We start from the raw sequence: 20,082 nt of genomic DNA on the forward strand, positions 1-20,082 counted from the left end.
AAAATTCAGGACATCGGGCGCTCGATACTTCAATTTCGGTCCGATGTCCCGCAAAATCGCAACTATACTGCGTGAAAGACCGGAGGACACATGACTCACAGCCTGCGCCACACCATCGATTCCATGACCTACGCGGACCAGACCGCGTTGCTGAAATCCCTGACCGATCAGGCCGCCCTGACCCAAGCCGACCGCACCGCCATCTGCGAGGCGGCTGCGCAACTGGTGCGCGACATCCGGTCCAGCACATCGCCGGGGCTGATGGAAGTGTTTCTGGCGGAATACGGCCTGTCGACCGATGAAGGCATCGCCCTGATGTGTCTGGCGGAGGCACTGTTGCGCGTTCCCGACGCCGACACGATCGACGCGCTGATCGAGGACAAGATCGCGCCCTCGGACTGGGGCAAACACTTGGGCCACTCCTCGTCGTCGCTGGTCAACGCCTCGACCTGGGCGCTGATGCTGACGGGCAAGGTTCTGGACGAGGGCAAGGCCTCGCCGGTCAGCGCCCTGCGCGGCGCCATCAAGCGGCTGGGCGAGCCGGTGATCCGCACCGCTGTCGGGCGCGCGATGAAGGAAATGGGCCGGCAGTTCGTTCTCGGTGAGACCATCCAGTCCGCCATGAAACGCGCCGCCGGGATGGAGGCCAAGGGCTACACCTATTCCTACGACATGCTGGGCGAGGCCGCCCGCACCGAGGCGGATGCCGCGCGCTATCACCTTTCCTATTCCCGTGCCATCGCGGCGATTGCCGATGCCTGTACGCAGGACGACATCCGCGCCAATCCCGGCATCTCGGTCAAGCTGTCGGCGCTGCATCCGCGCTATGAGGTTGCCCAGGAACAGCGCGTGATGGACGAGCTGGTGCCGCGCCTGCGGGCGCTGGCCCTGCTGGCCAAGGCGGCCGGCATGGGCCTGAACGTGGACGCCGAAGAGGCTGACCGCCTGTCTCTGTCGCTGCAGGTGATTGAGGCGGTGCTGTCCGAGCCAGCGCTGGCCGGATGGGACGGGTTCGGCGTGGTGGTGCAGGCCTATGGGCCGCGTGCCGGGCTGGTGCTGGACACGCTTTATGACATGGCCGAGCGGTATGACCGCAAGCTGATGGTGCGTCTGGTCAAAGGCGCCTACTGGGACACCGAGATCAAGCGCGCGCAGGTCGAGGGCGTCGACGGCTTCCCGGTCTTCACCAACAAGGCGGCAACCGACATCTCTTACATCGCCAATGCCCGCAAGCTCTTGGGCATGACCGACCGGATCAATCCTCAGTTCGCGACCCACAACGCCCACACGGTCAGCGCGATCCTGCACATGGCCGAGGGCCAGCCCTTCGAGTTCCAGCGCCTGCACGGCATGGGCGAGACCCTGCACCAGATCGTCAAGGACCAACACAATACCCGCTGCCGCATCTACGCGCCGGTTGGCGCGCATCGCGACCTGCTGGCCTATCTGGTGCGGCGGCTGCTGGAAAACGGCGCCAACAGCTCGTTCGTCAACCAGATCGTGGACGAAGACGTGGCCCCCGAAGTGGTGGCCGCCGATCCGTTCGAGGCCGTGCGGAAACCTGCACGCCACATCCCAACCGGACCCGAACTGTTTCAACCTGAAAGACCAAACTCGCAGGGGTTCGACCTGCATCACACGCCGACATTGGACCGGATCGATGCCGCCCGCGACGCCTTTCGCGCGCATCACTGGTTCGCGCAGCCCCTGCTGGCCGGTGACGCGGCGCCCGAGGCCGAGGAACCTGTCATCAACCCCGCCCTGCCCGAGGACCGGCCAGGCGCGATCGCCCCGGCCAGCGCCGCGGATGTGGAGCTGGCGCTGGCCGCAGCTGCTCCGTGGCAGGCGCCAGCGGCCGAGCGCAGCCGCATCCTGAATGCCGCCGCCGACCTCTACGAGGAGCATTATGGCGAGCTCTTCGCCCTGCTGGCGCGCGAGGCCGGCAAATCACTGCCCGATGCGGTAGCCGAGCTGCGCGAGGCGGTGGATTTCCTGCGCTACTACGCCGCCAACATCCCCGACGCCGATCCGGCCGGGACCTTCACCTGCATCAGCCCGTGGAACTTCCCGCTGGCGATCTTCACGGGGCAGATCTCGGCAACGCTTGCCGTGGGCAATGCGGTTCTGGCCAAACCCGCGCCGCAGACGCCGCTGATCGCCCACCGGGCCGTGCAGCTGCTGCATCAGGCCGGCGTGCCGCGCGATGCGCTGCAATTGCTGCCGGGCGGGCCGTCGGTGGGCGCCGCGCTGACATCCGACCCGCGCGTTTCGGGCGTGGCCTTCACCGGCTCGACCGCGACGGCGCTGAAGATCCGCGCTGCAATGGCCGATCACATGCAGCCCGGCACGCCGCTGATCGCGGAAACCGGCGGGCTGAACGCGATGATCGTGGACAGCACCGCCCTGCCCGAACAGGCCGTGCAGTCAATCATCGAAAGCGCCTTCCAGTCGGCGGGCCAGCGGTGCTCGGCCCTGCGCTGTCTGTATCTGCAGGATGACATCGCCGATGACGTGCTGACCATGCTCAAGGGCGCGATGGACGCCCTGTCGGTGGGCGATCCGTGGCTGCTCTCGACCGATTGCGGCCCGGTGATCGACGAACAAGCCCGGCAGGGCATCGCCGATCACGTCGCCAAGGCCCGCGCCGAAGGTCGTGTGTTGAAAGAACTGGCGCTGCCGCCCGAGGGGATCTTCGTGGCGCCGACGCTGATCGAGGTCCTTGGCATCGGCGCGCTGGAACGCGAGATCTTCGGCCCCGTCCTGCACGTCGCAAGGTTCAAGTCGCACGAGATCGACCAGGTGATCGCCGACATCAACGCCACCGGCTACGGCCTGACCTTCGGTCTGCACACTCGAATCGACGACCGCGTACAGCACGTGACCGAGGCGATCCACGCCGGCAATATTTACGTGAACCGCAACCAGATCGGCGCGATCGTCGGCTCGCAGCCCTTCGGCGGCGAAGGTCTGTCCGGCACCGGCCCCAAGGCGGGCGGCCCGAACTATCTGGCCCGTTTCTGCGCCCCGGACCGACAGGTCGCGGCCGCGGAATGGTCCGCCCCAGCCGACCTACCCGCACCGATCGGGCAGCCTGCCGCGCCGACGACCCGTTCGATGCCCGGACCGACCGGCGAATCGAACCGACTGACCGAGTTCCCCCGCGCGCCGTTCCTGTGCCTGGGCCCCGGCCCCGAGGCGGCCAAGGCGCAGGCGGATGCCATACTCGCGCTTGGCGGCACCGCGATTCGGGCCGAGGGCGCGCTTGACCTGCACCGGCTTGAGAACCTGCCGGGAATATCTGGGGTTCTGTGGTGGGGCGATGCGGACACCGCGCGCCAGATCGAGCGCCATCTGGCGCGGCGAGACGGCCCCATCCTGCCGCTGATCCCCGGCTTGCCCGACCGGTCGCGGGTGATGGCCGAGCGCCATGTCTGCGTCGACACCACGGCCGCCGGAGGGAACGCCGTACTTCTGGGCGGTGCGGCATAAGCTGACTTGACGCTGGGCCGTGAAAAGCCCAGCGTCCCCCCATGTTTCCAATTCGAGACCACAACCCTTCGGGACGGACGCCCTTTGTCGTCTATGCGCTGATCGCGGCGAATGTCCTGATTTTCCTCAGCTATGTCGGATTCATGGACGACGCCCGGCTGATCAACCGGTTCTATTTCGACTATGCGATCATCCCTGCCCGCATCAGCGACGGCGTGGCGCTCGAGACGTTGGTGACGTCGATGTTCCTGCATGGCGGCTGGATGCACCTGATCGGCAACATGCTGTTCCTGTGGATCTTCGGCGACAACATGGAGGACGAGATGGGCCACCTGCCCTTCCTGCTGTTCTACATGGTCGCGGGTATCGGCGCCGGGCTGGTCCATATCGTCACGGCTCCCGGGTCGTTGGTTCCCACCATCGGCGCGTCCGGCGCAATTGCGGCCGTGATGGGGGGCTACCTGCTGATGTTCCCAAAGGCGCGTGTCGATATCCTGCTGATTCTGATCATCTACTTCCGGGTCTTCACCATCCCGGCCTTCGTGATGCTGGGCGTCTGGCTGGGAATGCAGTTCCTTGGCAGCGTGTCCAGCAACCCTGACGCCGGCGGTGTCGCCTATTGGGCGCATACGGGTGGCTTTGTGATCGGTTTGGTTCTGTGCATCCCGATGTGGCTGAAACGAGGCGGACCAGCTTATTGGAACCGTAACCATGGTCACCCGCCACATCCCGAACACCGCTACAAGCTCAGCCAGTCCCGTATACCCAGAGTACCTCGCCGATGACCCGAATGACTGCCATCTGCCATTGCGGCGCCGTGAAGATCGAGGCCGAGTTCCCCGGTGGCCTGTCCACGGCTGCCCGATGCGACTGTTCCTTCTGCATCCGCCGCGGGGCCGCCGCCGTGACGGCCACGACCGAGAGCCTGCGCATTCTTGAAGGCGCCGAGAACCTGAGCCTCTACACGTGGGGAACGCACACGGCGAAACACTATTTCTGCAAGACCTGCGGGATATACGTTCATCACCAAAGACGCTCGGATCCGGCGGAGTGTGGCGTCAACCTTGGCTGCATCGAGGGCGGAAACCCCAGAACCCACGGGCCGATTCCCTGGAACGACGGGGTCAATCACCCCTCTGATCGGCCTGACTGATCCGGACTTTGACCACCGCTTAGCCGCGTGATCTCTTGCGCAGCCTGAACGACGTGGGCGGCAAGCTCGGGTGCCCGGTCCGGATTGAATCGCGCGGTCGGCCCCGAGACAGAGATCCCGGCGCAAGGCTCCTGCTTGTCGTTGTAGATCGCTGCTCCGATGCAGCTCATGCCCGAGTGGCGCTCCTCTCGATCATAAGACCATCCGCGCAGCCGCGTTTCGGTCAGATCCTCGCGCAAGGTATCCAATGTGGCGCAAGTATTGGGCGTATACGGCACAAGCTGGGTGTCCGCCAACACCTTGGCCCGGGATGCCTCGGTCATGGCCGCCAGGATCGCTTTGCCCGTACCCGAGGCATACATCGGCGTACGAGCGCCCGGCGGAAAGAACGCCCGGATCGGGTTCGATGTCTCGACTTGCCCGACAAACACAACTTCCGACCCGTCGGGAACTGCAAGGTTCGCAGTTTCTCCGCTGTCCTGCATCAGGCGTCTAAGAACTGACCGGCCGATCTCGACAACGCTGTTGTGCCGCAGAAACGAAGCGCCTGTGCGATAGGCTTCGACTCCGATCATCCATTCCTGACGTTCTTCGCTGAAGCTGACGAACCCATGCTTTTGCAAGGTCGTCAGGATGCGATGCGTGGTTGCAGTAGGCACGTCGATCTCACGCGCGAGGTCGCTGAGCGCGGTGCGTTCAAGCCGTGCGACCGTGGTCAGGACCCCCAGCGCACGGTCCAACGCCTGCATGGTTCCGGCCGAGCTTTCCTTGAACAACGACTTGGGCCGTCCGCGCGGCCGCTTCTGGGCTGACATTGTGATTCTCCCTCATTTTGGCCGAACGGCCGTCTGGCTTTCTCAGTTGATCACAAACACTCAGCGAAATGAGAAAGTGAATATCCTGCGTTTATGGCAGGTTACGAATTTTTTCGAAATAATGAAAATATTTTTCAAGAAAATTGCATCATCGCCGACGCGGAAACAGACTTGGGGCAAAGCGGAGGACATGATGATGTCAAAACAGAACCCGGTCTTCATTCCCGGCCCGACGAATATCCCGGATCGCCTCCTGCGCGCGATGCAGGTCCAGACCATTGACCACCGCGCGCCGGATTTCGTTCAGGCCTTTGCTCCGGTACTCGAGGGCCTCAAGCAGGTCTTCCGGTCGACCACGGGTCAGATTGTGACCTTTCCATCCAGCGGCACAGGTGGGTGGGAAGCTGCGATCAGCAACACACTGAGCCCGGGCGACAAGGTTCTTGTGGCCCGCCATGGCGTATTCAGCCATCGCTGGATCGACCTTTGCCAACGGCATGGGCTGGATATGCAAGTCATCGATTGCCATTGGGGCAGCGGAGCACCTGCCGAACGGTTTCAGTCGATCCTCGCCGACGACCGGAACCACGACATTCGGGCGGTTCTGGTGACGCACAATGAAACGGCCACCGGCGTGCGATCCGATATCCAGTCGATCCGATCGGCGATGGATGCCTCGGCGCACCCTGCCCTGCTGATGGTCGATTGCGTCAGTTCGCTGGCCTCGATGCCGTTCGAATTCGATGGCTGGGGCGTCGATATTGCGGTTTCGGGGTCGCAAAAGGGGTTCATGCTGGCCGCTGGAATGGCAATCCTGTGCGTCAGCCCCAAAGCGCTGGCAGCGATGGATGGTGCGCGGCTGCCCCGCACCTATTTCGACTTTCGGGACATGTTGGACGCCAATGCCTCGGGCGGGTTTCCTTACACGCCGCCGCTGCAACTGATCTGCGGGCTGCAGGAAAGCCTGTCGATTCTGTTCGATGAAGGCCTGGACAACGTCTATGCCCGTCACTTCCGTCTGGCTGAAGGCGTGCGTCGGGCCGTCGACGCGTGGGGATTGAACCTGGTCGCTCAATCACCGGACCTCTACTCGGACACTGTCAGCGCAGTCTATGTACCCGATGGGTTCGACAGCAATGTCCTGACTAACCATACCTATGACACCTATGGAGTGTCCTTCGGGATCGGCCTGGGCCAATTGAACGGCAAGGCGTTTCGCATCGGGCACCTTGGCAGCCTGACGGACGTCATGGTTCTGTCCGGCCTCGCCACGATCGAGATGGCGATGGCCGATCTGAACTACCCGATACAACTGGGCAGCGGCGTGGCGGCAGCGCAGGAATACTTCCGTGCAAACGGCACCAACCGCTCGCGTGCTGCGGCTTGAGGAGATCGGTATGTTGGACACGCTTTCGGCTGCAGAGCTGACGATCGACGACATGCGCGCTGCGCATGAACGGATCAAACCACATATCCGGCGTACACCCGTCCTGTCGTCGGAGTATCTGAACGCACAAACTGGCGCGCGGCTCTTTTTCAAGTGCGAGAACCTGCAGGAGGCCGGAGCCTTCAAGGTCCGCGGCGCCTGCAATGCGGTATTTGGATTGCCCGACGAGATCGCCGGCAACGGCGTCTGCACCCACTCCAGCGGGAACCATGCACTGTCCCTGTCATATGCTGCCGGTCGGCGGGGCATTCCCTGCAACGTCGTCATGCCACGCACCGCACCTCAGGCCAAAAAGGACGCGGTTCGCAGGTTTGGTGGCACGATCACCGAATGTGAGCCTTCGACAACATCGCGCGAAGCGACCTTTGCCCAGGTGCAGGCCAAAACGGGTGGCGAATTCGTGCACCCCTACAACGATCCGCGTGTCATTGCAGGACAGGCCACATGCTCGGCCGAGATGCTGGAACAAACAGGTGGGCTTGATGCCGTTATCGCTCCGATCGGCGGCGGCGGTATGGTTTCGGGCACGTGCCTGACAGTATCGAATCTGGCCCCTGACACCGCGATCTATGCCGCGGAACCTCAGCAGGCTGATGACGCATACCGATCTTTCAAAGCCGGTCGGATCATCGCCGACGACGCACCCAAGACGGTGGCCGACGGCCTTCTGGTTCCGCTCAAGGAAAACACCTGGCACTTCGTGTCGCGGAACGTTGCCGACATCTTCACGGCCTCCGAAGACGAAATCGTGGCGGCCATGAAACTGGCCTGGAAACACCTGCGACTGGTGATTGAGCCATCTTCGGCCGTTCCGTTGGCAACCATTCTCAACAACCCCGAGGTTTTTCGAGGCAAACGCGTCGGCGTGATCCTGACCGGCGGCAATGTGGATTTGGACAAGCTGCCCTGGCTGGCCGGGCAAGGAGGAGAAGGATGAACAAACCCGTGAACATCGATCAGTTGGACGTCGGCTTCGACATCCCCGCAGCAATCGGCATGGATGAGAGCGAAATCCAGACTCCTTGCCTGATACTGGACCTCGACGCGCTGGAGCGGAACATCCGCAAAATGGGCGCCTACGCCAAAGCGCACGGCATGCGCCATCGGGTGCATGGCAAGATGCACAAGTCTGTGGACGTCGCGCGCCTGCAGGAAAAACTGGGCGGGGCAGTTGGCGTGTGCTGTCAGAAGGTCTCGGAGGCCGAGGTTTTTGCGCGCGGCGGGATCAAGGATATCCTTGTGTCCAACCAGGTGCGCGATCCGGCCAAAATTGACCGCTTGGCTCGGCTGCCGAAGCTGGGCGCGCGAACGCTGGTCTGCGTGGACGACATCGCGAATGTGCCCGAGCTGTCCTCTGCGGCGCAGACCCATGGAACGCAGCTGGAGATCCTAGTCGAGATCGACTGCGGCGCGGGGCGCTGTGGGGTGACCAGTACGGCTGACGTCATAGCCATTGCCCGCGCGGTCGAGGAGGCGCCGAACCTGAAGTTCACCGGCCTCCAAGCTTATCAGGGTGCGATGCAACATCTCGACAGCTATGACGCGCGAAAGGAAAAACTGGATGCAGCAATCGCCATGGTGCGGGACGCCGTCGACGGGTTGAAGGCGGACGGGATTGAGTGCGAACTGGTCTCGGGTGGCGGGACGGGATCCTATTATTTCGAAAGCAATTCTGGCGTTTACAACGAATTGCAGTGCGGGTCCTACGCGTTCATGGATGCCGACTATGGGCGGATTCTGGACCGGAATGGCCAAAGGATCGACCGGGGCGAATGGGAAAACGCCTTGTTCATTCTGACCAGCGTCATGAGCCATGCCAAACCGGATAAGGCGATCTGTGACGCAGGGCTCAAGGCGCAGTCGATCGACAGCGGTTTGCCGGTGATTTTTGGCCGCGATGATGTCGAATACCTGAAATGTTCGGACGAACACGGTGTGATCGGCGACCCCAACGGCGTGCTGCGGGTGAACGAAAAGTTGCGTTTGGTCCCCGGGCACTGCGATCCGACCTGCAACGTGCACGACTGGTATGTTGGCGTGCGCAACGGAAGGGTCGAGACCCTGTGGCCGGTCTCTGCTCGGGGCAAGGCGTTTTGATCATGAGGGACGAGATGAACGCTGAAACCAATTTGATACAGATCGTTGGCGAAGACCTCTGCAAGCAGCTGTTCAACCGCAAGCTGGCGTTTGACGCAATCCAAGACGTGTTCTCAGCGATGGCACGCGGCGGAGCGCGCAACTTCCCCGTCATCCGCGAAGGGCTGGGTCATGCCGGCGCCGTATATGGGTTCAAATCCGGCTTTGACGCCGAAGGCCTGGTTCTGGGTGTCAAATCTGGTGGATATTGGCCGGGAAACGCCGATCGCGGGCTGACCAACCACCAATCCACCGTCATCCTGTTCGATCCCGATACCGGGCGGCCCTCCGCGCTGGTCGGAGGAAACTACCTTACGGCTATCCGCACGGCTGCGTCCTCGGCAGTGTCGATTGCGCACCTGGCCCGCACGGACGCCAAGGTGCTTGGCATGGTCGGCGCGGGCCATCAATCGGCCTTTCAGTTGCGCGCCGCCGCCAAGCAGCGCGACTTCGAAAAGGTGGTGGCATGGAATCCCCATCCCGAAATGCTTCCGAAACTGGCCGCCGTCGCGCAGGACATCGGACTGGATTTCGAATCCGTCTCGCAGCGGGAACTGGGGGCACAGGCCGACGTCATCATCACGATCACATCGGCGTTCGAACCGATGTTGATGCGCGATTGGATCAAGCCCGGAACGCATCTGGCCTGCATGGGAACCGACACGAAGGGCAAGATGGAAGTCGACCCCGAACTGGTTGCTTCGGCTCAGGTCTTCACCGACGAGGTTGCCCAGTCCGTCACCATAGGTGAGGCGCAACATGCCGTGGCTTCGGGAGCGCTGGATCCTGACGTCATCACCCCGATTGGAGCGGTGATCAATGGCGATCATCCTGGCCGGACAAAGGTTGATCAGATCACCCTGTTCGATGGGACCGGAGTTGGGTTGCAGGACCTGGCTGTGGCATCCGTGGCCGCGCGGCTGGCCTCCGAGGCAGGTCTGGCAAGTACTGTACGGCTTTGAAACAAAACGCGCGGCCAATTCGGCCGCGCGATCTTAGAAATTGGTTCTGGTCGTTTCCGGCCGCCGTATTGACGGATCAGCCGCGGATCACCTTGGCGAACTGGTCGAAAATCGGTTCGTTGGCGCAGATGACTTCCCCGTCGGACAGAATGCTGCCTTCGGGGTTCAACGATTGAACGAACCCACCCGCTTCTTTCACGATGATGATGCCGGCGGCCATATCCCAGGCGTTCAGGCGACGCTCCCAGAAGCCTTCGTAGCGGCCAGCGGCAACATAGGCCATATCCAGCGCAGCTGCACCCCAGCGACGCACACCCGCGCACGCGGGCATCAGACGGGCCAGGTCCTGCAACGTGGCGGGCAGGTCCGAGCGGCCCCCAAACGGCAAACCGGTCGAGAAGATCGATTCGATCATCCGGCTGCGGCTCGACACGCGGATACGCATGTCGTTCATCCAGGCACCCTCGCCCTTTTCGGCAAAGAACATCTCGTCCTTCGCGGGATCGTAGATGACACCCGCGACGATCTTGCCTTTGTGTTCAAGTGCGATCGAAACCGCCCAGTGCGGCAGGCCGTGAAGAAAATTGGTCGTTCCATCCAGAGGATCAACGATCCAACGCCGGGTCGGGTCTTCGCCCTCGATCACGCCGCCTTCTTCGGCCAGCCAACCGTAGGTGGGGCGCGCGCCCAGCAGTTCTTCTTTCAGAATGTTCTCGGCTGCAATGTCTGCCTTCGAGACGAAATCACCCGCGCCCTTCATCGACACCTGCAGGTTCTCGACTTCGCGAAAGTCTTTTACCAGCGATCGGCCCGCTTTGCGCGCGGCCTTGATCATGATGTTGAGATTTGCACTGCCAACCATAGTTCCGAGGCTCCTGTCCGGTCAAACCGCGCGTATACTGGCGCAACGCCCCCTTGCCAAGAGGAATGATGCGCATAGCAGCATGCCGTTTCCCGCGTGGCCAAAACCTTATTGTTGCTGCAGCTTGCGCGCCTCTAGGCTGGCCAGCTTGACCAATTCCTGCACAAAGGGTTTTTCCATGTCCTCGGTTCGCACCGCGGCATAAAGCCGGCGCGTGATGCCATCCTTGGTCAGCGGACGGGTCACATAGTCCGAGTTGTACTTGACCTCGCGCACCACCCAGTCGGGCAGAACGGATATTCCACGGTTTGACGCCACAAGCAGCAGGATCACGGCGGTCAACTCGACTTGCCGGATCGCAGCAGGCTCCACGCGGGCCGGGATGAGAAGCTGGCTGAAGATATCGAGCCTCGTGCGTTCGACCGGATAAGTGATCAGCGTCTGACCGCGAAAATCCTCGGCCTCGATATACTGTTTCTCGGCCAGAGGGTGGGTCGATGCGGCGACAAAGACAGGATTGTAGTCGAACAGCTCGATGAACTCGACGCCCGGCAGGTCTTCGGGGTCCGAGGAGACGACCAGATCAACCTCCTCCTTCTGCAGCGCGGGCAGCGCGTCAAAGGCAAGGCCCGGCCGAATATCGACATCGACATCCGGCCACGACTTGCGGAAAGCCTCGAGCACCGGAAACAGCCATTCGAAACAGGCGTGGCATTCGATCGCGATGTGCATCCGCCCCGTGCGCCCGTCGCGTAGCGAAGAAAACTCCTCCTGCATCGCTTCGACCTGCGGCAGGATCTGTTCGGCCAGTCGCAACAGGCGCAGCCCTGCGGCCGACAGTTTCATCGGTTTCGACCGGCGCAGGAACAGTTCAACGCCGGCCTGATCCTCCAGCCCTTTGATCTGATGGCTGAGCGCCGACTGCGTGATGTTCAGTTGATCCGCCGCACGGGCCAACCCACCACATTCATGGATGGCTTTGATCGTGCGCAGGTGTCGAAATTCAATATGCATCTTTCGCGTCATTCATGTTGTTCTTGAATAATATGAGTTTGTCTCACAAAGAACTCCATGGCACAAGAGCCGCAACACAACCTGCGAGACTGCCATGACCCAGCCCGAGATTTCCTTTGAATTCTTTCCGCCTCAGACGCTCGAAGCGTCGTTTCGCCTGTGGGATACGGTCCAGACACTGGCGCCACTGGCACCCCGTTTTGTCTCGGTCACATATGGTGCGGGGGGCACCACCCGTGAATTGACCCGCGACGCGGTGGCAACGTTGCACAAATCCTCGGGATTGAAAGTCGCGGCCCATCTGACCTGTGTCGACGCTTCACGCAGCGAGACCTTGGCCATTGCCGACAGCTTTGCCGCGGCCGGCGTCACCGACATCGTTGCGTTGCGCGGCGACCCACCCAAGGGGCAGGAACGGTTCGTCCCGCATCCCGATGGGTTCGCCCACTCGGTCGAATTGATCGCAGCACTGGCGGAATCCGGCAGTTTCACCATCCGGGTCGGAGCTTATCCCGACACTCACCCCGAAGCGCCACATGCACAGGCTGACATCGACTGGTTGAAAGCCAAGTTGGACGCCGGCGCAGACGAGGCTTTGACGCAATTCTTCTTCGAGGCCGAAACGTTTTTGCGCTTTCGCGATGCCTGCGCCAAAGCAGGGATCGACAAGCCGATCGTGCCGGGCATCCTGCCAATCGAGAACTGGGCCGGTGCGAAGAAATTTGCCAAACGCTGTGGCGCCCAGGTGCCGGACTGGGTCGATCAGGCCTTTGACAAAGCGATCCGTGACAACCGGCACGACCTGTTGGCCACCGCGCTGTGCACCGAACTGTGTTCAGACCTGATCGACGAAGGCGTGGACAAGCTGCATTTTTATACGCTGAACCGCCCCGAACTGACCCGCGATGTGTGTTTTGCTCTTGGGATCACGCCCAAAGCCGATCTGCAAAACGTCGCCTGACTGTTCCTTGCATTTGCAGCGGCCAAAGGGGGATTGCCCTCTGCGGCCCGCTGCAAGGCGCGAACAATTCCCCCTGCAACGGCGCACTGTCCCCGTCAAGCCCACCAATTCACTGGATAATTTGACAGAAACTCAAGGCTCCGGAAAATAGGAGCCAGTTGTTTTATCGAGTGATTTTGGTATGGAGCCAGTCGAGAAAATTCAGGCTCGCGTAGAAGCACTGCACGTCTTGGGCCTTGATCAGACCGCCACCGCATCGGACATCCGGAATGCGTGGCGTGACATCGCCTTTCATGCACATCCCGACCATACAGGCGGTGACTGCAATCAGTTCGCACGGGCGAAGTCGGCATATGACTATCTCCGCAAAAATGGGTTGGCAGGCAAAGGCGCCGGGCCGGCCCAACCGCGACGCCCGAAACTCAGAAAGCGTATCATCGAGCTGGACGAGAAGGATATTTCCGCCTGTCTGAAACTGCTCGATCCAAGTCGCGCCCTATCCTTTGGCGAGACCAGCGCGGAAGACTGCCCGCAATCGGCGCGCAATTCGGACCATGTACCAGAGGCGATCGGATGCTATGGCCGCGACCTGACCTATTTCGTTGCGACGCCGGTTTGCGAGGGTGAAAACCGCGTTGCCCTGCCGACATCCGTTCTGGCAGGCTTTCGGACGGTCGAAACCGAAATACTGTCCTTTCAGGCCAAGAATGGCGGAGCCGGCGAGGTCGTTGTTCCCGATACCATTCGAGAACGCAAATTTCCCGGCGCGCGCAGCGTCAGGATCAGGTTCGAGGCGGATCAGGCCACCCGGGATCAGTTCTGGCAGGCTTGTTGAAAACCCAGCATTGAAAAAAGGCCCGGTGGGTCTGCCGGGCCTGCAACGCGCGTCACGTCAGTTTGCGATCGGGCCTTCGGACGTGAATTTCGGGATCACGTTGGTCGAGGCGTCATTAACCTCGAGACCCGGCCAGTTCCCCTCAGCTAGGTTGATATTGCCCGGGACGTCTTCTTCCCAGAAACCGACCACGACGTCGGTGATGTTCAGGTACAGCTTGTCGTCAACGATCCGCCAAAGGTTGGGGTTGCCGGGAACCTTGCCACCCTTGGACACGCCATAGGCGCAATGGCCATCATATTGCGGCGCATAGAACGCGGGGTTTTCAAGGAACTTCGCGCGGTTTTCTTCGGTCGCAAAGGCCCAGGTCGCCCCGTTGTATTCCGCAGTGATGTCCGACCGTCCGCGCACGCCTTCGGGCTGGGATTGTCCAATCGGCGATTGTGCAAGCCCACGGTAGGCCACCACATCATATCCGGACACGGCGAAGCCGGTCCCATCGACATATTGCGGGCCGGCAAAGGCGGGCACGGCCAACGCCATTGCAGCAGCAAAGGTCATAGCAAATCTGTTCATGTTTCATGTCCTCGTGTCTTGACGGGTTGCAGGGCCGGAGTGGCTGTCTGCAGAGACAATAAGCAATTCCCTTCGTCGGCGAAGACCCGTTAACGCCGCTGTGACCATTGACGAGCAAACGTGAGCAGTCTTGCCGCAATTGTTACAGAACAGCCGCCACGTCGGGGGTTGGCGTTCTTGTTCTGCAACACTAACTCTAGTCGGGCTGGGCGCGGCTCGGCTCTGGGACGAAAGGCAGAAGATGAGCGACACCACCACATACACCCCACCGAAAGTCTGGACATGGGATAGTGAAAGCGGAGGGCGTTTCGCGAACATCAACCGCCCCATTGCAGGGGCGACCCATGACAAGGAATTGCCCGTCGGCAAACATCCCTTGCAGTTGTATTCGCTTGCAACGCCAAACGGGGTGAAAGTGACGGTCATGCTGGAAGAGCTTTTGGCCTTGGGTCACGCGGGCGCGGAATATGACGCATGGCTGATCAATATCGGTGACGGCGATCAGTTCGGCTCGGATTTTGTCGCGATCAACCCGAACTCGAAGATCCCCGCTCTGATGGACCGCTCGGGTGAAACGCCGATCCGGGTGTTCGAAAGCGGTTCCATCCTTGTCCATCTGGCCGAAAAATTCGGTGCATTTCTGCCCGCATCCGGTCCCGAGCGCACCGAAGTGATGAACTGGCTTTTCTGGCAGATGGGCAGCGCGCCTTATCTGGGTGGCGGGTTCGGGCATTTCTACGCTTATGCGCCAGAGAAATGGGAATATCCGATCAACCGCTTTGCAATGGAAACCAAACGCCAGCTGGATGTTCTGGACCGCGAGCTTGCGGACAAAGCTTTTATCGCCGGCGCGGACTACTCCATCGCCGACATGGCGATCTGGCCGTGGTATGGGCAACTGGTTCTGGGTCGTTTGTACGACGCCGCCGAGTTCCTTGATGTCAAATCCTACAAGAACGTCATGCGATGGGCGCAAGAGATTGACGCGCGGCCAGCCGTGAAGCGGGGCCGCATGGTCAACCGCGCATTCGGAGAGTTGCACACCCAACTGCGCGAACGGCATGACGCAAGCGACTTCGAAACCCGTACGCAGGACAAGCTGGAAACAGCGGCCGAATAACTCTGTTCATTTGGCGCAGGGAGCAAATCATCCCTGCGCCGAAGCCTCGATTTCACTTCAAGATCGGGGGACTGTCCGGGTCGCTTCCGGGCGCTGGTCGGAACCCAGAGGCGCGCACTGGCTCGGGGATATCAAATCGCAGGCCCACTTTCGCCAATGCTGCGGCGGCAGGATCGCTGGCTGCGAAAAAACCGACATCCAAGGCACCAGCCTCAATCCCCGAGAATGTAAGAGATTCGGACACCGCCTTGGCCAGGGCCGTCTGGGCACCAGGCACCGCGTCAACGAAACCAAGAAGATGACCCTGCCCGCCGCCCTCGGCGCGGGTTCCGGCGAGATATGCGGCGGAGGCCAGACCTGAAGCTGTGGCCAGTTTGGTGTCCAGCGCCGTCAGCAAAATGTCGGGCAACCCCGCGGGCGCAAGGAACTCCGTCAGACGGGATTGCACTTCTTGCGGGGCATGGCTGAGGGTTTCCGCAAGCCAGGCCAACGCTTCGGCAGGGATGAGCATCGACGACGGCGCCACCTCGAGGTTCAGCCCCAAGCCGATGCCCTGCCCTGCAAGCATCCCCGCCAGAACACGTCCGGACAGAGCGGCATATGGGGCAGGACGGCCCGCAAACTGCGCCAGTCTGTCTTCGCGATCAAAGGCCAGCACAAACCGACCATCAGCCACGTCAAACAGCTCGGGCGAGATGTTTTCGTCTCGCGCCTCTTCGGTCAGCAACAGAAACAGTTCGTTGTCCGCGAGCCGTTCGAAAAACCTCAGCCGCGCGGCATCGTTCTGAGGGTCGGCCTCCATCTGGGCATGCGCAGTGTCCAACGAAGTTGTGTCAGTCATCCATCACCTCTTTGACCCGGGCACGCAGCACCGGCAGCAGGTCCGTTTCGAACCAGGGATTTTTCTTCAGCCATGCCGTATTGCGCCATGACGGATGAGGCAAGGCAAATACCCGCGGCGCATGCTGTTGCCAATTGCGCACCGTATCGGTCACCGAAGTTTGTGCGCCTAGATGGAATTTCTGCGCGTGCCCACCGACAAGAATGGTCAATGGAACATCGCCAAGTTCACTCATCACCCTGTGATGCCAGGTCTTCTTGCAGATCGCCGGCGGCGGCAAGTCCGCCTTTCGCGCATCGTACCCCGGAAAACAAAACGCCATCGGAACGATCGAAACCCGGGCCTGATCGTAGAATTGCTCTTCCTCCAACCCCAGCCAATCCCGCAGCCGGTCGCCAGAGGGGTCGGTGAACGGTCGGCCGCTCTCATGGACCCGTGCCCCGGGAGCTTGCCCTGCGATCAGGATGCGCGCACCGGGGCGGAACCACACCACCGGGCGCGGCTGATGCGCGGTCGCAGTCGCAGCGAAGCGGTCGGCGCACAAACGGCACGATCTGATTTCTTCCGCAAGTGGCTTCAACTGATCTCCAGCCCTTTGACGCTTGTTGCAATCCTAGGATGGATCATAGTCGTTCCCGCAAACCGATCCAGTTGTCGGCTCTGTGCGTCACAATTGTGGCCAGGCGTTTCGAACGCACATTGAACATTTGTTTCATATTTCGACATAATGTGGCCAACATGGAGCGGTAGAACACCCGGCCGTCAGCCAGCCACCGGTGGGCGCACCCAAAGCAAAAACATGAGCAGGCCGTGAATGCTTGAGTTCGAGAATGTCAGCAAGTCCTTCTGGACCGGGACTCGCCGCAAGGTGATCCTGGACAGGGTCTCGTTCCGGGTCGAACTGGGAAAATCACTTGGCGTTCTGGCCCCGAACGGCACCGGAAAAACCACGCTTATCAACATGATGGCCGGGCTCGAAAAGCCCGACGAAGGCGTTATCCGCCGAGAGTGCCGGGTGTCTTTCCCCATGGGCTTTGCCGGCGGCGTTTCCAAGAAGATGTCCGCGCTCGAGAATGCCCGTTACATCGCCAAGATTTATGGAATGGACCCCGACTATGTCGAGGCTTACTGCAGCTGGATGTGCGACTTGGGCGAGTATTTCAACCAACCCTTGGCGACATACTCAGCCGGCATGCGCGCCCGTTTCACATTTTCGTTGATGCTGGCCCTGGATTTCGACATGTACCTGATCGACGAAGGTATGCCTGCCACCACCGATGTCGAATTCAACAAAAAAGCAGGTTCAATCCTGCAGGAACGCTTGCGAACCACGACTTTGGTGATTGTGTCACACAATCCCAAAACCCTCGAAAAATTCGCCCGCCAGGCCGCCGTGCTTGTGGATGGGCAGCTTCATATGTTTGACTCCTTGGAAGAGGCGACGCAGCTATATGACTACCAAACCCAAGGTTAAAAAATACGACCCGAACCATGCCACGCATGCCGAAGGCACGGTCGAGGCGCGTGCCGAGGCGATTTCGCGCATCCGAAAAGCAACCCAACCGGCCGAGGAAGCCCCGGCCGGAACTGAACTGGATGCCATCAAGAAGGAAGGGTTGACCGGTCGTCAACTGCGCATAGCCCGACGCATGGCGCAGAAACACGGTCTGGCTGCGACGTCGGACTACGATGCCGTGCGTCTGCTACGAAAAAAGGGGATCGATCCGTTTCCGCGCTCCAACCTTCTGGATTTTGCGGCGGGTTCTTCCGATACCGCGGATGCGGAAGACCAGCCAAAAGACAAGGTCACGATCCAGCTGCCGCAAACGGTGAAAGAAAAGCAACAGACCCTTCCCGGCCCCGAATGGAGCCCGGCACAGCGGCGCGAATTCGAAATCGGCCAGATTCAGAAGGATATCGCCCGTCGGCGCAGACGAAAGCTGTTTGGTCTGTTTGCCCGTCTATTCGCCTTTGTTCTGCTGCCCACGATTATTGTCGGCTATTACTTCTATCGCATAGCCACTCCGATGTACGCCAGCGAGTCCGCGTTTTCCATTCTACAGGCAGATGGTGGCGCTGGTGAGATCGGCGGGCTTTTGGCCGGGACGCAATACGCAACCACGCAGGACTCGGTCGCGACCCAGGAGTTCCTTGAATCCAAGGATGCGCTCAACCGTCTGGAACGGGACACTGGTTTTGCCGAGATTTTCAAGCAGGACTGGATCGATCCGATTCAAAGACTGCCTCAGGACGCCACGCTGGAAGAGGCGTTCAAACTGTACAAGCGCATGGTCACAATCGGCTATGACCCCAGCGACGGCATCATCCGGATGGAGGTTGCAGCACCCGACCCGGACACTGCCGTCGACCTGTCAAATCTGCTGATCTCCTACGCCGAAGAAAAAATCAACGGCCTCACCGAGTTGAAGCGCGAAGATCAGATGCGGGACGCTCTGCAGTCCTTCGAGGACGCTCAGGAAGAACGGCGCAAAGCCCAGGAAGCGCTGATCGAACTACAGTTGCAGGGTGCCGTTCTGGACCCCGAAAACGTGATTGCCGGGCTGCGCGCCCGCATCAACGAGATCGAGATACAGCTTCAAGACAAGGAATTGGAACTGGCGGCGTTGCTGGACAACCTTCGGCCGAACAAAGCCAAGGTCGACGGCGTCCAAGCCGATATCAACCGGCTTGAGGCCGTGCTCGAAGAGCTCAATGCCGAGATGCTGGACGCCTCCGCCGGCGAAAACTCGCTGGCGCGGTTGAGCGTTCGGATCCAGATGGCACAGGCCGATCTGGCCGCACGGGACATGATGCTGCAATCGGCCATGCAGCAAATGGAAACCGCCCGGACCGAGGCCAACCGCAAGGTTCGATACCTCACCGTTTCCGTGAACCCGGTCGCCAGTCAGGAACCCACCTATCCGCGAAAGTTCGAAAATACGATTTTGGCTTTCCTGTTGTTTGCTGGTATCTACCTGATGATTTCGCTGACTACGTCAGTCCTTCGTGAACAGGTATCCTCGTAGAGCTCATGAAACATGTAAAAATAGCCAACGTCACCGTTGGCAACGACCTTCCGCTGACCATCATCGCGGGCCCTTGCCAGCTTGAAACGGCGGATCACGCACAGATGATCGCGGGAAGGATGAAAGAAGCCTGTGAAGCCGCGGGGGCACAGTATGTGTTCAAGGCCTCATATGACAAAGCCAACCGTACGTCCCTGTCCGGGAAACGCGGCATGGGGATCGAGGCCGGGCTGAAGGTGCTGGATGACATTCGCAAAACGATGGGTATTCCGGTCCTGACGGATGTCCACACTGAAGCGCAATGTGCCATCGCGGCCGAAGCAGTGGATATCCTGCAAATCCCGGCCTTCCTGTGCCGCCAGACAGACATGCTGCTGGCAGCCGGAGAAACAGGCAAGGCCGTCAACGTCAAGAAGGGTCAGTTCCTGGCCCCCTGGGAAATGCCAAACATCGTCGAAAAGATCGAAAGCACGGGCAACCACAACATCCTGCTGACCGAGCGCGGAACCTCGTTTGGCTACAATACGCTTGTCGCCGACATGCGATCCCTGCCGCAAATGGCGCAAACCGGGTATCCGGTTGTCATGGATGCAACCCATTCCGTTCAACAGCCCGGTGGCCGAGGCGGCTCGTCCGGCGGGCAGCGGGAATTTGCACCGGTAATGGCCCGCGCGGCCGTGGCCCTGGGCGTCGGTGCCGTATTCATTGAAACGCATCAGGATCCGGACACGGCGCCGTCTGATGGGCCGAATATGATCCCGTTGGACCAAATGGGCCAACTGATTGACACATTGATGCGTTTCGATGCCCTGGCCAAGGCCAACCCAGTTCAGATTTAACGATCG

19 protein-coding genes are annotated in these 20,082 nt (G+C 60.8%); 13 read left to right on the forward strand and 6 right to left on the reverse strand.

The window, feature by feature from the left end; all coding sequences use genetic code 11:
* Positions 1 to 90: 90 nt before the first annotated feature.
* From putA to ACR0NY_RS09025, 3 genes are read left to right on the forward strand one after another with little or no spacing between them, the layout of a single operon-like run.
* Positions 91 to 3,489, forward strand: a complete 3,399-nt coding sequence (putA, locus tag ACR0NY_RS09015) for a bifunctional proline dehydrogenase/L-glutamate gamma-semialdehyde dehydrogenase PutA (protein WP_170368030.1) — start codon at positions 91 to 93, stop codon at positions 3,487 to 3,489.
* A 41-nt stretch (positions 3,490 to 3,530) separates the two neighbouring features.
* On the forward strand, positions 3,531 to 4,274 hold the full coding sequence (locus tag ACR0NY_RS09020) for a rhomboid family intramembrane serine protease (protein WP_170340089.1): 744 nt from the start codon (positions 3,531 to 3,533) through the stop codon (positions 4,272 to 4,274).
* On the forward strand, positions 4,271 to 4,642 hold the full coding sequence (locus ACR0NY_RS09025; RefSeq protein ID WP_170368028.1) for a GFA family protein: 372 nt from the start codon (positions 4,271 to 4,273) through the stop codon (positions 4,640 to 4,642). Before ACR0NY_RS09020 ends, ACR0NY_RS09025 begins: the two co-directional genes overlap by 4 nt.
* Here the strand turns inward: ACR0NY_RS09025 and ACR0NY_RS09030 are convergent.
* Entirely contained in the window at positions 4,618 to 5,457 is an 840-nt protein-coding gene (locus ACR0NY_RS09030) for an IclR family transcriptional regulator (RefSeq protein WP_093964716.1), read from the reverse strand. The two genes, ACR0NY_RS09025 and ACR0NY_RS09030, sit on opposite strands and share 25 nt — an antisense overlap.
* Before the next feature lie 196 nt (positions 5,458 to 5,653).
* Here ACR0NY_RS09030 and bhcA point away from each other — a divergent pair, with 196 nt between their 5' ends.
* From bhcA to bhcD, 4 genes are read left to right on the forward strand one after another with little or no spacing between them, the layout of a single operon-like run.
* Positions 5,654 to 6,844: an L-aspartate--glyoxylate aminotransferase BhcA gene (gene bhcA / locus ACR0NY_RS09035; RefSeq protein ID WP_170368026.1), complete on the forward strand. Its 1,191-nt coding sequence runs from the start codon at positions 5,654 to 5,656 to the stop codon at positions 6,842 to 6,844.
* A gap of 10 nt (positions 6,845 to 6,854) precedes the next feature.
* A complete protein-coding gene (bhcB, locus tag ACR0NY_RS09040) occupies positions 6,855 to 7,841 on the forward strand; it encodes a beta-hydroxyaspartate dehydratase BhcB (RefSeq protein WP_170340084.1) in 987 nt (328 codons plus the stop codon).
* Entirely contained in the window at positions 7,838 to 9,001 is a 1,164-nt protein-coding gene (gene bhcC, locus ACR0NY_RS09045; protein ID WP_170340082.1) for a 3-hydroxy-D-aspartate aldolase BhcC, read from the forward strand. The genes bhcB and bhcC overlap by 4 nt, the downstream gene beginning before the upstream one ends.
* A gap of 14 nt (positions 9,002 to 9,015) precedes the next feature.
* Complete coding sequence (bhcD, locus tag ACR0NY_RS09050; RefSeq protein WP_217354832.1) at positions 9,016 to 10,002, forward strand: iminosuccinate reductase BhcD; 987 nt, start codon at positions 9,016 to 9,018, stop codon at positions 10,000 to 10,002.
* 76 nt (positions 10,003 to 10,078) lie between these two features.
* Here bhcD and ACR0NY_RS09055 read toward each other — a convergent pair whose 3' ends face one another.
* Together ACR0NY_RS09055 and ACR0NY_RS09060 are read right to left on the reverse strand one after the other, a co-directional pair.
* Positions 10,079 to 10,864, reverse strand: coding sequence for an inositol monophosphatase family protein (locus ACR0NY_RS09055; RefSeq protein WP_170340079.1), 786 nt, complete (start codon positions 10,862 to 10,864; stop codon positions 10,079 to 10,081).
* Between the two features lie 108 nt (positions 10,865 to 10,972).
* Positions 10,973 to 11,878 carry a LysR family transcriptional regulator gene (locus tag ACR0NY_RS09060; protein ID WP_170340077.1) on the reverse strand — a complete coding sequence of 302 codons (906 nt, stop codon included), beginning with the start codon at positions 11,876 to 11,878 and terminating at the stop codon, positions 10,973 to 10,975.
* Positions 11,879 to 11,972: 94 nt separating this feature from the next.
* Here ACR0NY_RS09060 and metF point away from each other — a divergent pair, with 94 nt between their 5' ends.
* Complete coding sequence (gene metF / locus ACR0NY_RS09065) at positions 11,973 to 12,839, forward strand: methylenetetrahydrofolate reductase [NAD(P)H] (protein WP_093964713.1); 867 nt, start codon at positions 11,973 to 11,975, stop codon at positions 12,837 to 12,839.
* A 181-nt stretch (positions 12,840 to 13,020) separates the two neighbouring features.
* Entirely contained in the window at positions 13,021 to 13,674 is a 654-nt protein-coding gene (locus ACR0NY_RS09070) for a J domain-containing protein (protein ID WP_170340076.1), read from the forward strand.
* A 57-nt stretch (positions 13,675 to 13,731) separates the two neighbouring features.
* Here the strand turns inward: ACR0NY_RS09070 and ACR0NY_RS09075 are convergent, their stop codons facing one another.
* Entirely contained in the window at positions 13,732 to 14,250 is a 519-nt protein-coding gene (locus ACR0NY_RS09075) for a YHS domain-containing (seleno)protein (RefSeq protein WP_170340074.1), read from the reverse strand.
* A gap of 241 nt (positions 14,251 to 14,491) precedes the next feature.
* Here ACR0NY_RS09075 and yghU point away from each other — a divergent pair, with 241 nt between their 5' ends.
* Complete coding sequence (gene yghU / locus ACR0NY_RS09080) at positions 14,492 to 15,370, forward strand: glutathione-dependent disulfide-bond oxidoreductase (RefSeq protein ID WP_170340072.1); 879 nt, start codon at positions 14,492 to 14,494, stop codon at positions 15,368 to 15,370.
* 52 nt (positions 15,371 to 15,422) lie between these two features.
* On the opposite strand, the gene ACR0NY_RS09085 is transcribed toward yghU, so the two are convergent.
* Together ACR0NY_RS09085 and ACR0NY_RS09090 are read right to left on the reverse strand one after the other, a co-directional pair.
* A complete protein-coding gene (locus ACR0NY_RS09085; protein WP_170368021.1) occupies positions 15,423 to 16,211 on the reverse strand; it encodes an SseB family protein in 789 nt (262 codons plus the stop codon).
* A complete protein-coding gene (locus ACR0NY_RS09090; protein WP_170368019.1) occupies positions 16,204 to 16,791 on the reverse strand; it encodes a uracil-DNA glycosylase family protein in 588 nt (195 codons plus the stop codon). The genes ACR0NY_RS09085 and ACR0NY_RS09090 overlap by 8 nt, the downstream gene beginning before the upstream one ends.
* A 234-nt stretch (positions 16,792 to 17,025) precedes the next feature.
* On the opposite strand from ACR0NY_RS09090, the gene ACR0NY_RS09095 reads away from it, so the two are divergent.
* Genes ACR0NY_RS09095 through kdsA form a run of 3 tightly spaced genes read left to right on the forward strand, consistent with a single transcriptional unit; the run spans position 17,026 to position 20,076 of the window.
* A complete protein-coding gene (locus ACR0NY_RS09095; protein ID WP_093964707.1) occupies positions 17,026 to 17,685 on the forward strand; it encodes an ABC transporter ATP-binding protein in 660 nt (219 codons plus the stop codon).
* Positions 17,663 to 19,237 carry a KpsE/RkpR family capsule polysaccharide export protein gene (locus tag ACR0NY_RS09100; RefSeq protein WP_170368017.1) on the forward strand — a complete coding sequence of 525 codons (1,575 nt, stop codon included), beginning with the start codon at positions 17,663 to 17,665 and terminating at the stop codon, positions 19,235 to 19,237. The genes ACR0NY_RS09095 and ACR0NY_RS09100 overlap by 23 nt, the downstream gene beginning before the upstream one ends.
* Before the next feature lie 5 nt (positions 19,238 to 19,242).
* A complete protein-coding gene (gene kdsA, locus ACR0NY_RS09105; protein ID WP_170340066.1) occupies positions 19,243 to 20,076 on the forward strand; it encodes a 3-deoxy-8-phosphooctulonate synthase in 834 nt (277 codons plus the stop codon).
* The last annotated feature ends 6 nt before the right edge of the window (positions 20,077 to 20,082 follow it).

This window comes from Ruegeria sp. BJ5 (assembly GCF_056537865.1).

Coding starts and splice junctions, on each gene's coding strand:
- putA (WP_170368030.1), top strand. CDS start 91: ATGACTCACAGCCTGCGCCACACCATCGATTCCATGACCTACGCGGAC.
- ACR0NY_RS09020 (WP_170340089.1), top strand. CDS start 3,531: ATGTTTCCAATTCGAGACCACAACCCTTCGGGACGGACGCCCTTTGTC.
- ACR0NY_RS09025 (WP_170368028.1), top strand. CDS start 4,271: ATGACCCGAATGACTGCCATCTGCCATTGCGGCGCCGTGAAGATCGAG.
- ACR0NY_RS09030 (WP_093964716.1), bottom strand. CDS start 5,457: ATGTCAGCCCAGAAGCGGCCGCGCGGACGGCCCAAGTCGTTGTTCAAG.
- bhcA (WP_170368026.1), top strand. CDS start 5,654: ATGTCAAAACAGAACCCGGTCTTCATTCCCGGCCCGACGAATATCCCG.
- bhcB (WP_170340084.1), top strand. CDS start 6,855: ATGTTGGACACGCTTTCGGCTGCAGAGCTGACGATCGACGACATGCGC.
- bhcC (WP_170340082.1), top strand. CDS start 7,838: ATGAACAAACCCGTGAACATCGATCAGTTGGACGTCGGCTTCGACATC.
- bhcD (WP_217354832.1), top strand. CDS start 9,016: ATGAACGCTGAAACCAATTTGATACAGATCGTTGGCGAAGACCTCTGC.
- ACR0NY_RS09055 (WP_170340079.1), bottom strand. CDS start 10,864: ATGGTTGGCAGTGCAAATCTCAACATCATGATCAAGGCCGCGCGCAAA.
- ACR0NY_RS09060 (WP_170340077.1), bottom strand. CDS start 11,878: ATGCATATTGAATTTCGACACCTGCGCACGATCAAAGCCATCCATGAA.
- metF (WP_093964713.1), top strand. CDS start 11,973: ATGACCCAGCCCGAGATTTCCTTTGAATTCTTTCCGCCTCAGACGCTC.
- ACR0NY_RS09070 (WP_170340076.1), top strand. CDS start 13,021: ATGGAGCCAGTCGAGAAAATTCAGGCTCGCGTAGAAGCACTGCACGTC.
- ACR0NY_RS09075 (WP_170340074.1), bottom strand. CDS start 14,250: ATGAACAGATTTGCTATGACCTTTGCTGCTGCAATGGCGTTGGCCGTG.
- yghU (WP_170340072.1), top strand. CDS start 14,492: ATGAGCGACACCACCACATACACCCCACCGAAAGTCTGGACATGGGAT.
- ACR0NY_RS09085 (WP_170368021.1), bottom strand. CDS start 16,211: ATGACTGACACAACTTCGTTGGACACTGCGCATGCCCAGATGGAGGCC.
- ACR0NY_RS09095 (WP_093964707.1), top strand. CDS start 17,026: ATGCTTGAGTTCGAGAATGTCAGCAAGTCCTTCTGGACCGGGACTCGC.
- ACR0NY_RS09100 (WP_170368017.1), top strand. CDS start 17,663: ATGACTACCAAACCCAAGGTTAAAAAATACGACCCGAACCATGCCACG.
- kdsA (WP_170340066.1), top strand. CDS start 19,243: ATGAAACATGTAAAAATAGCCAACGTCACCGTTGGCAACGACCTTCCG.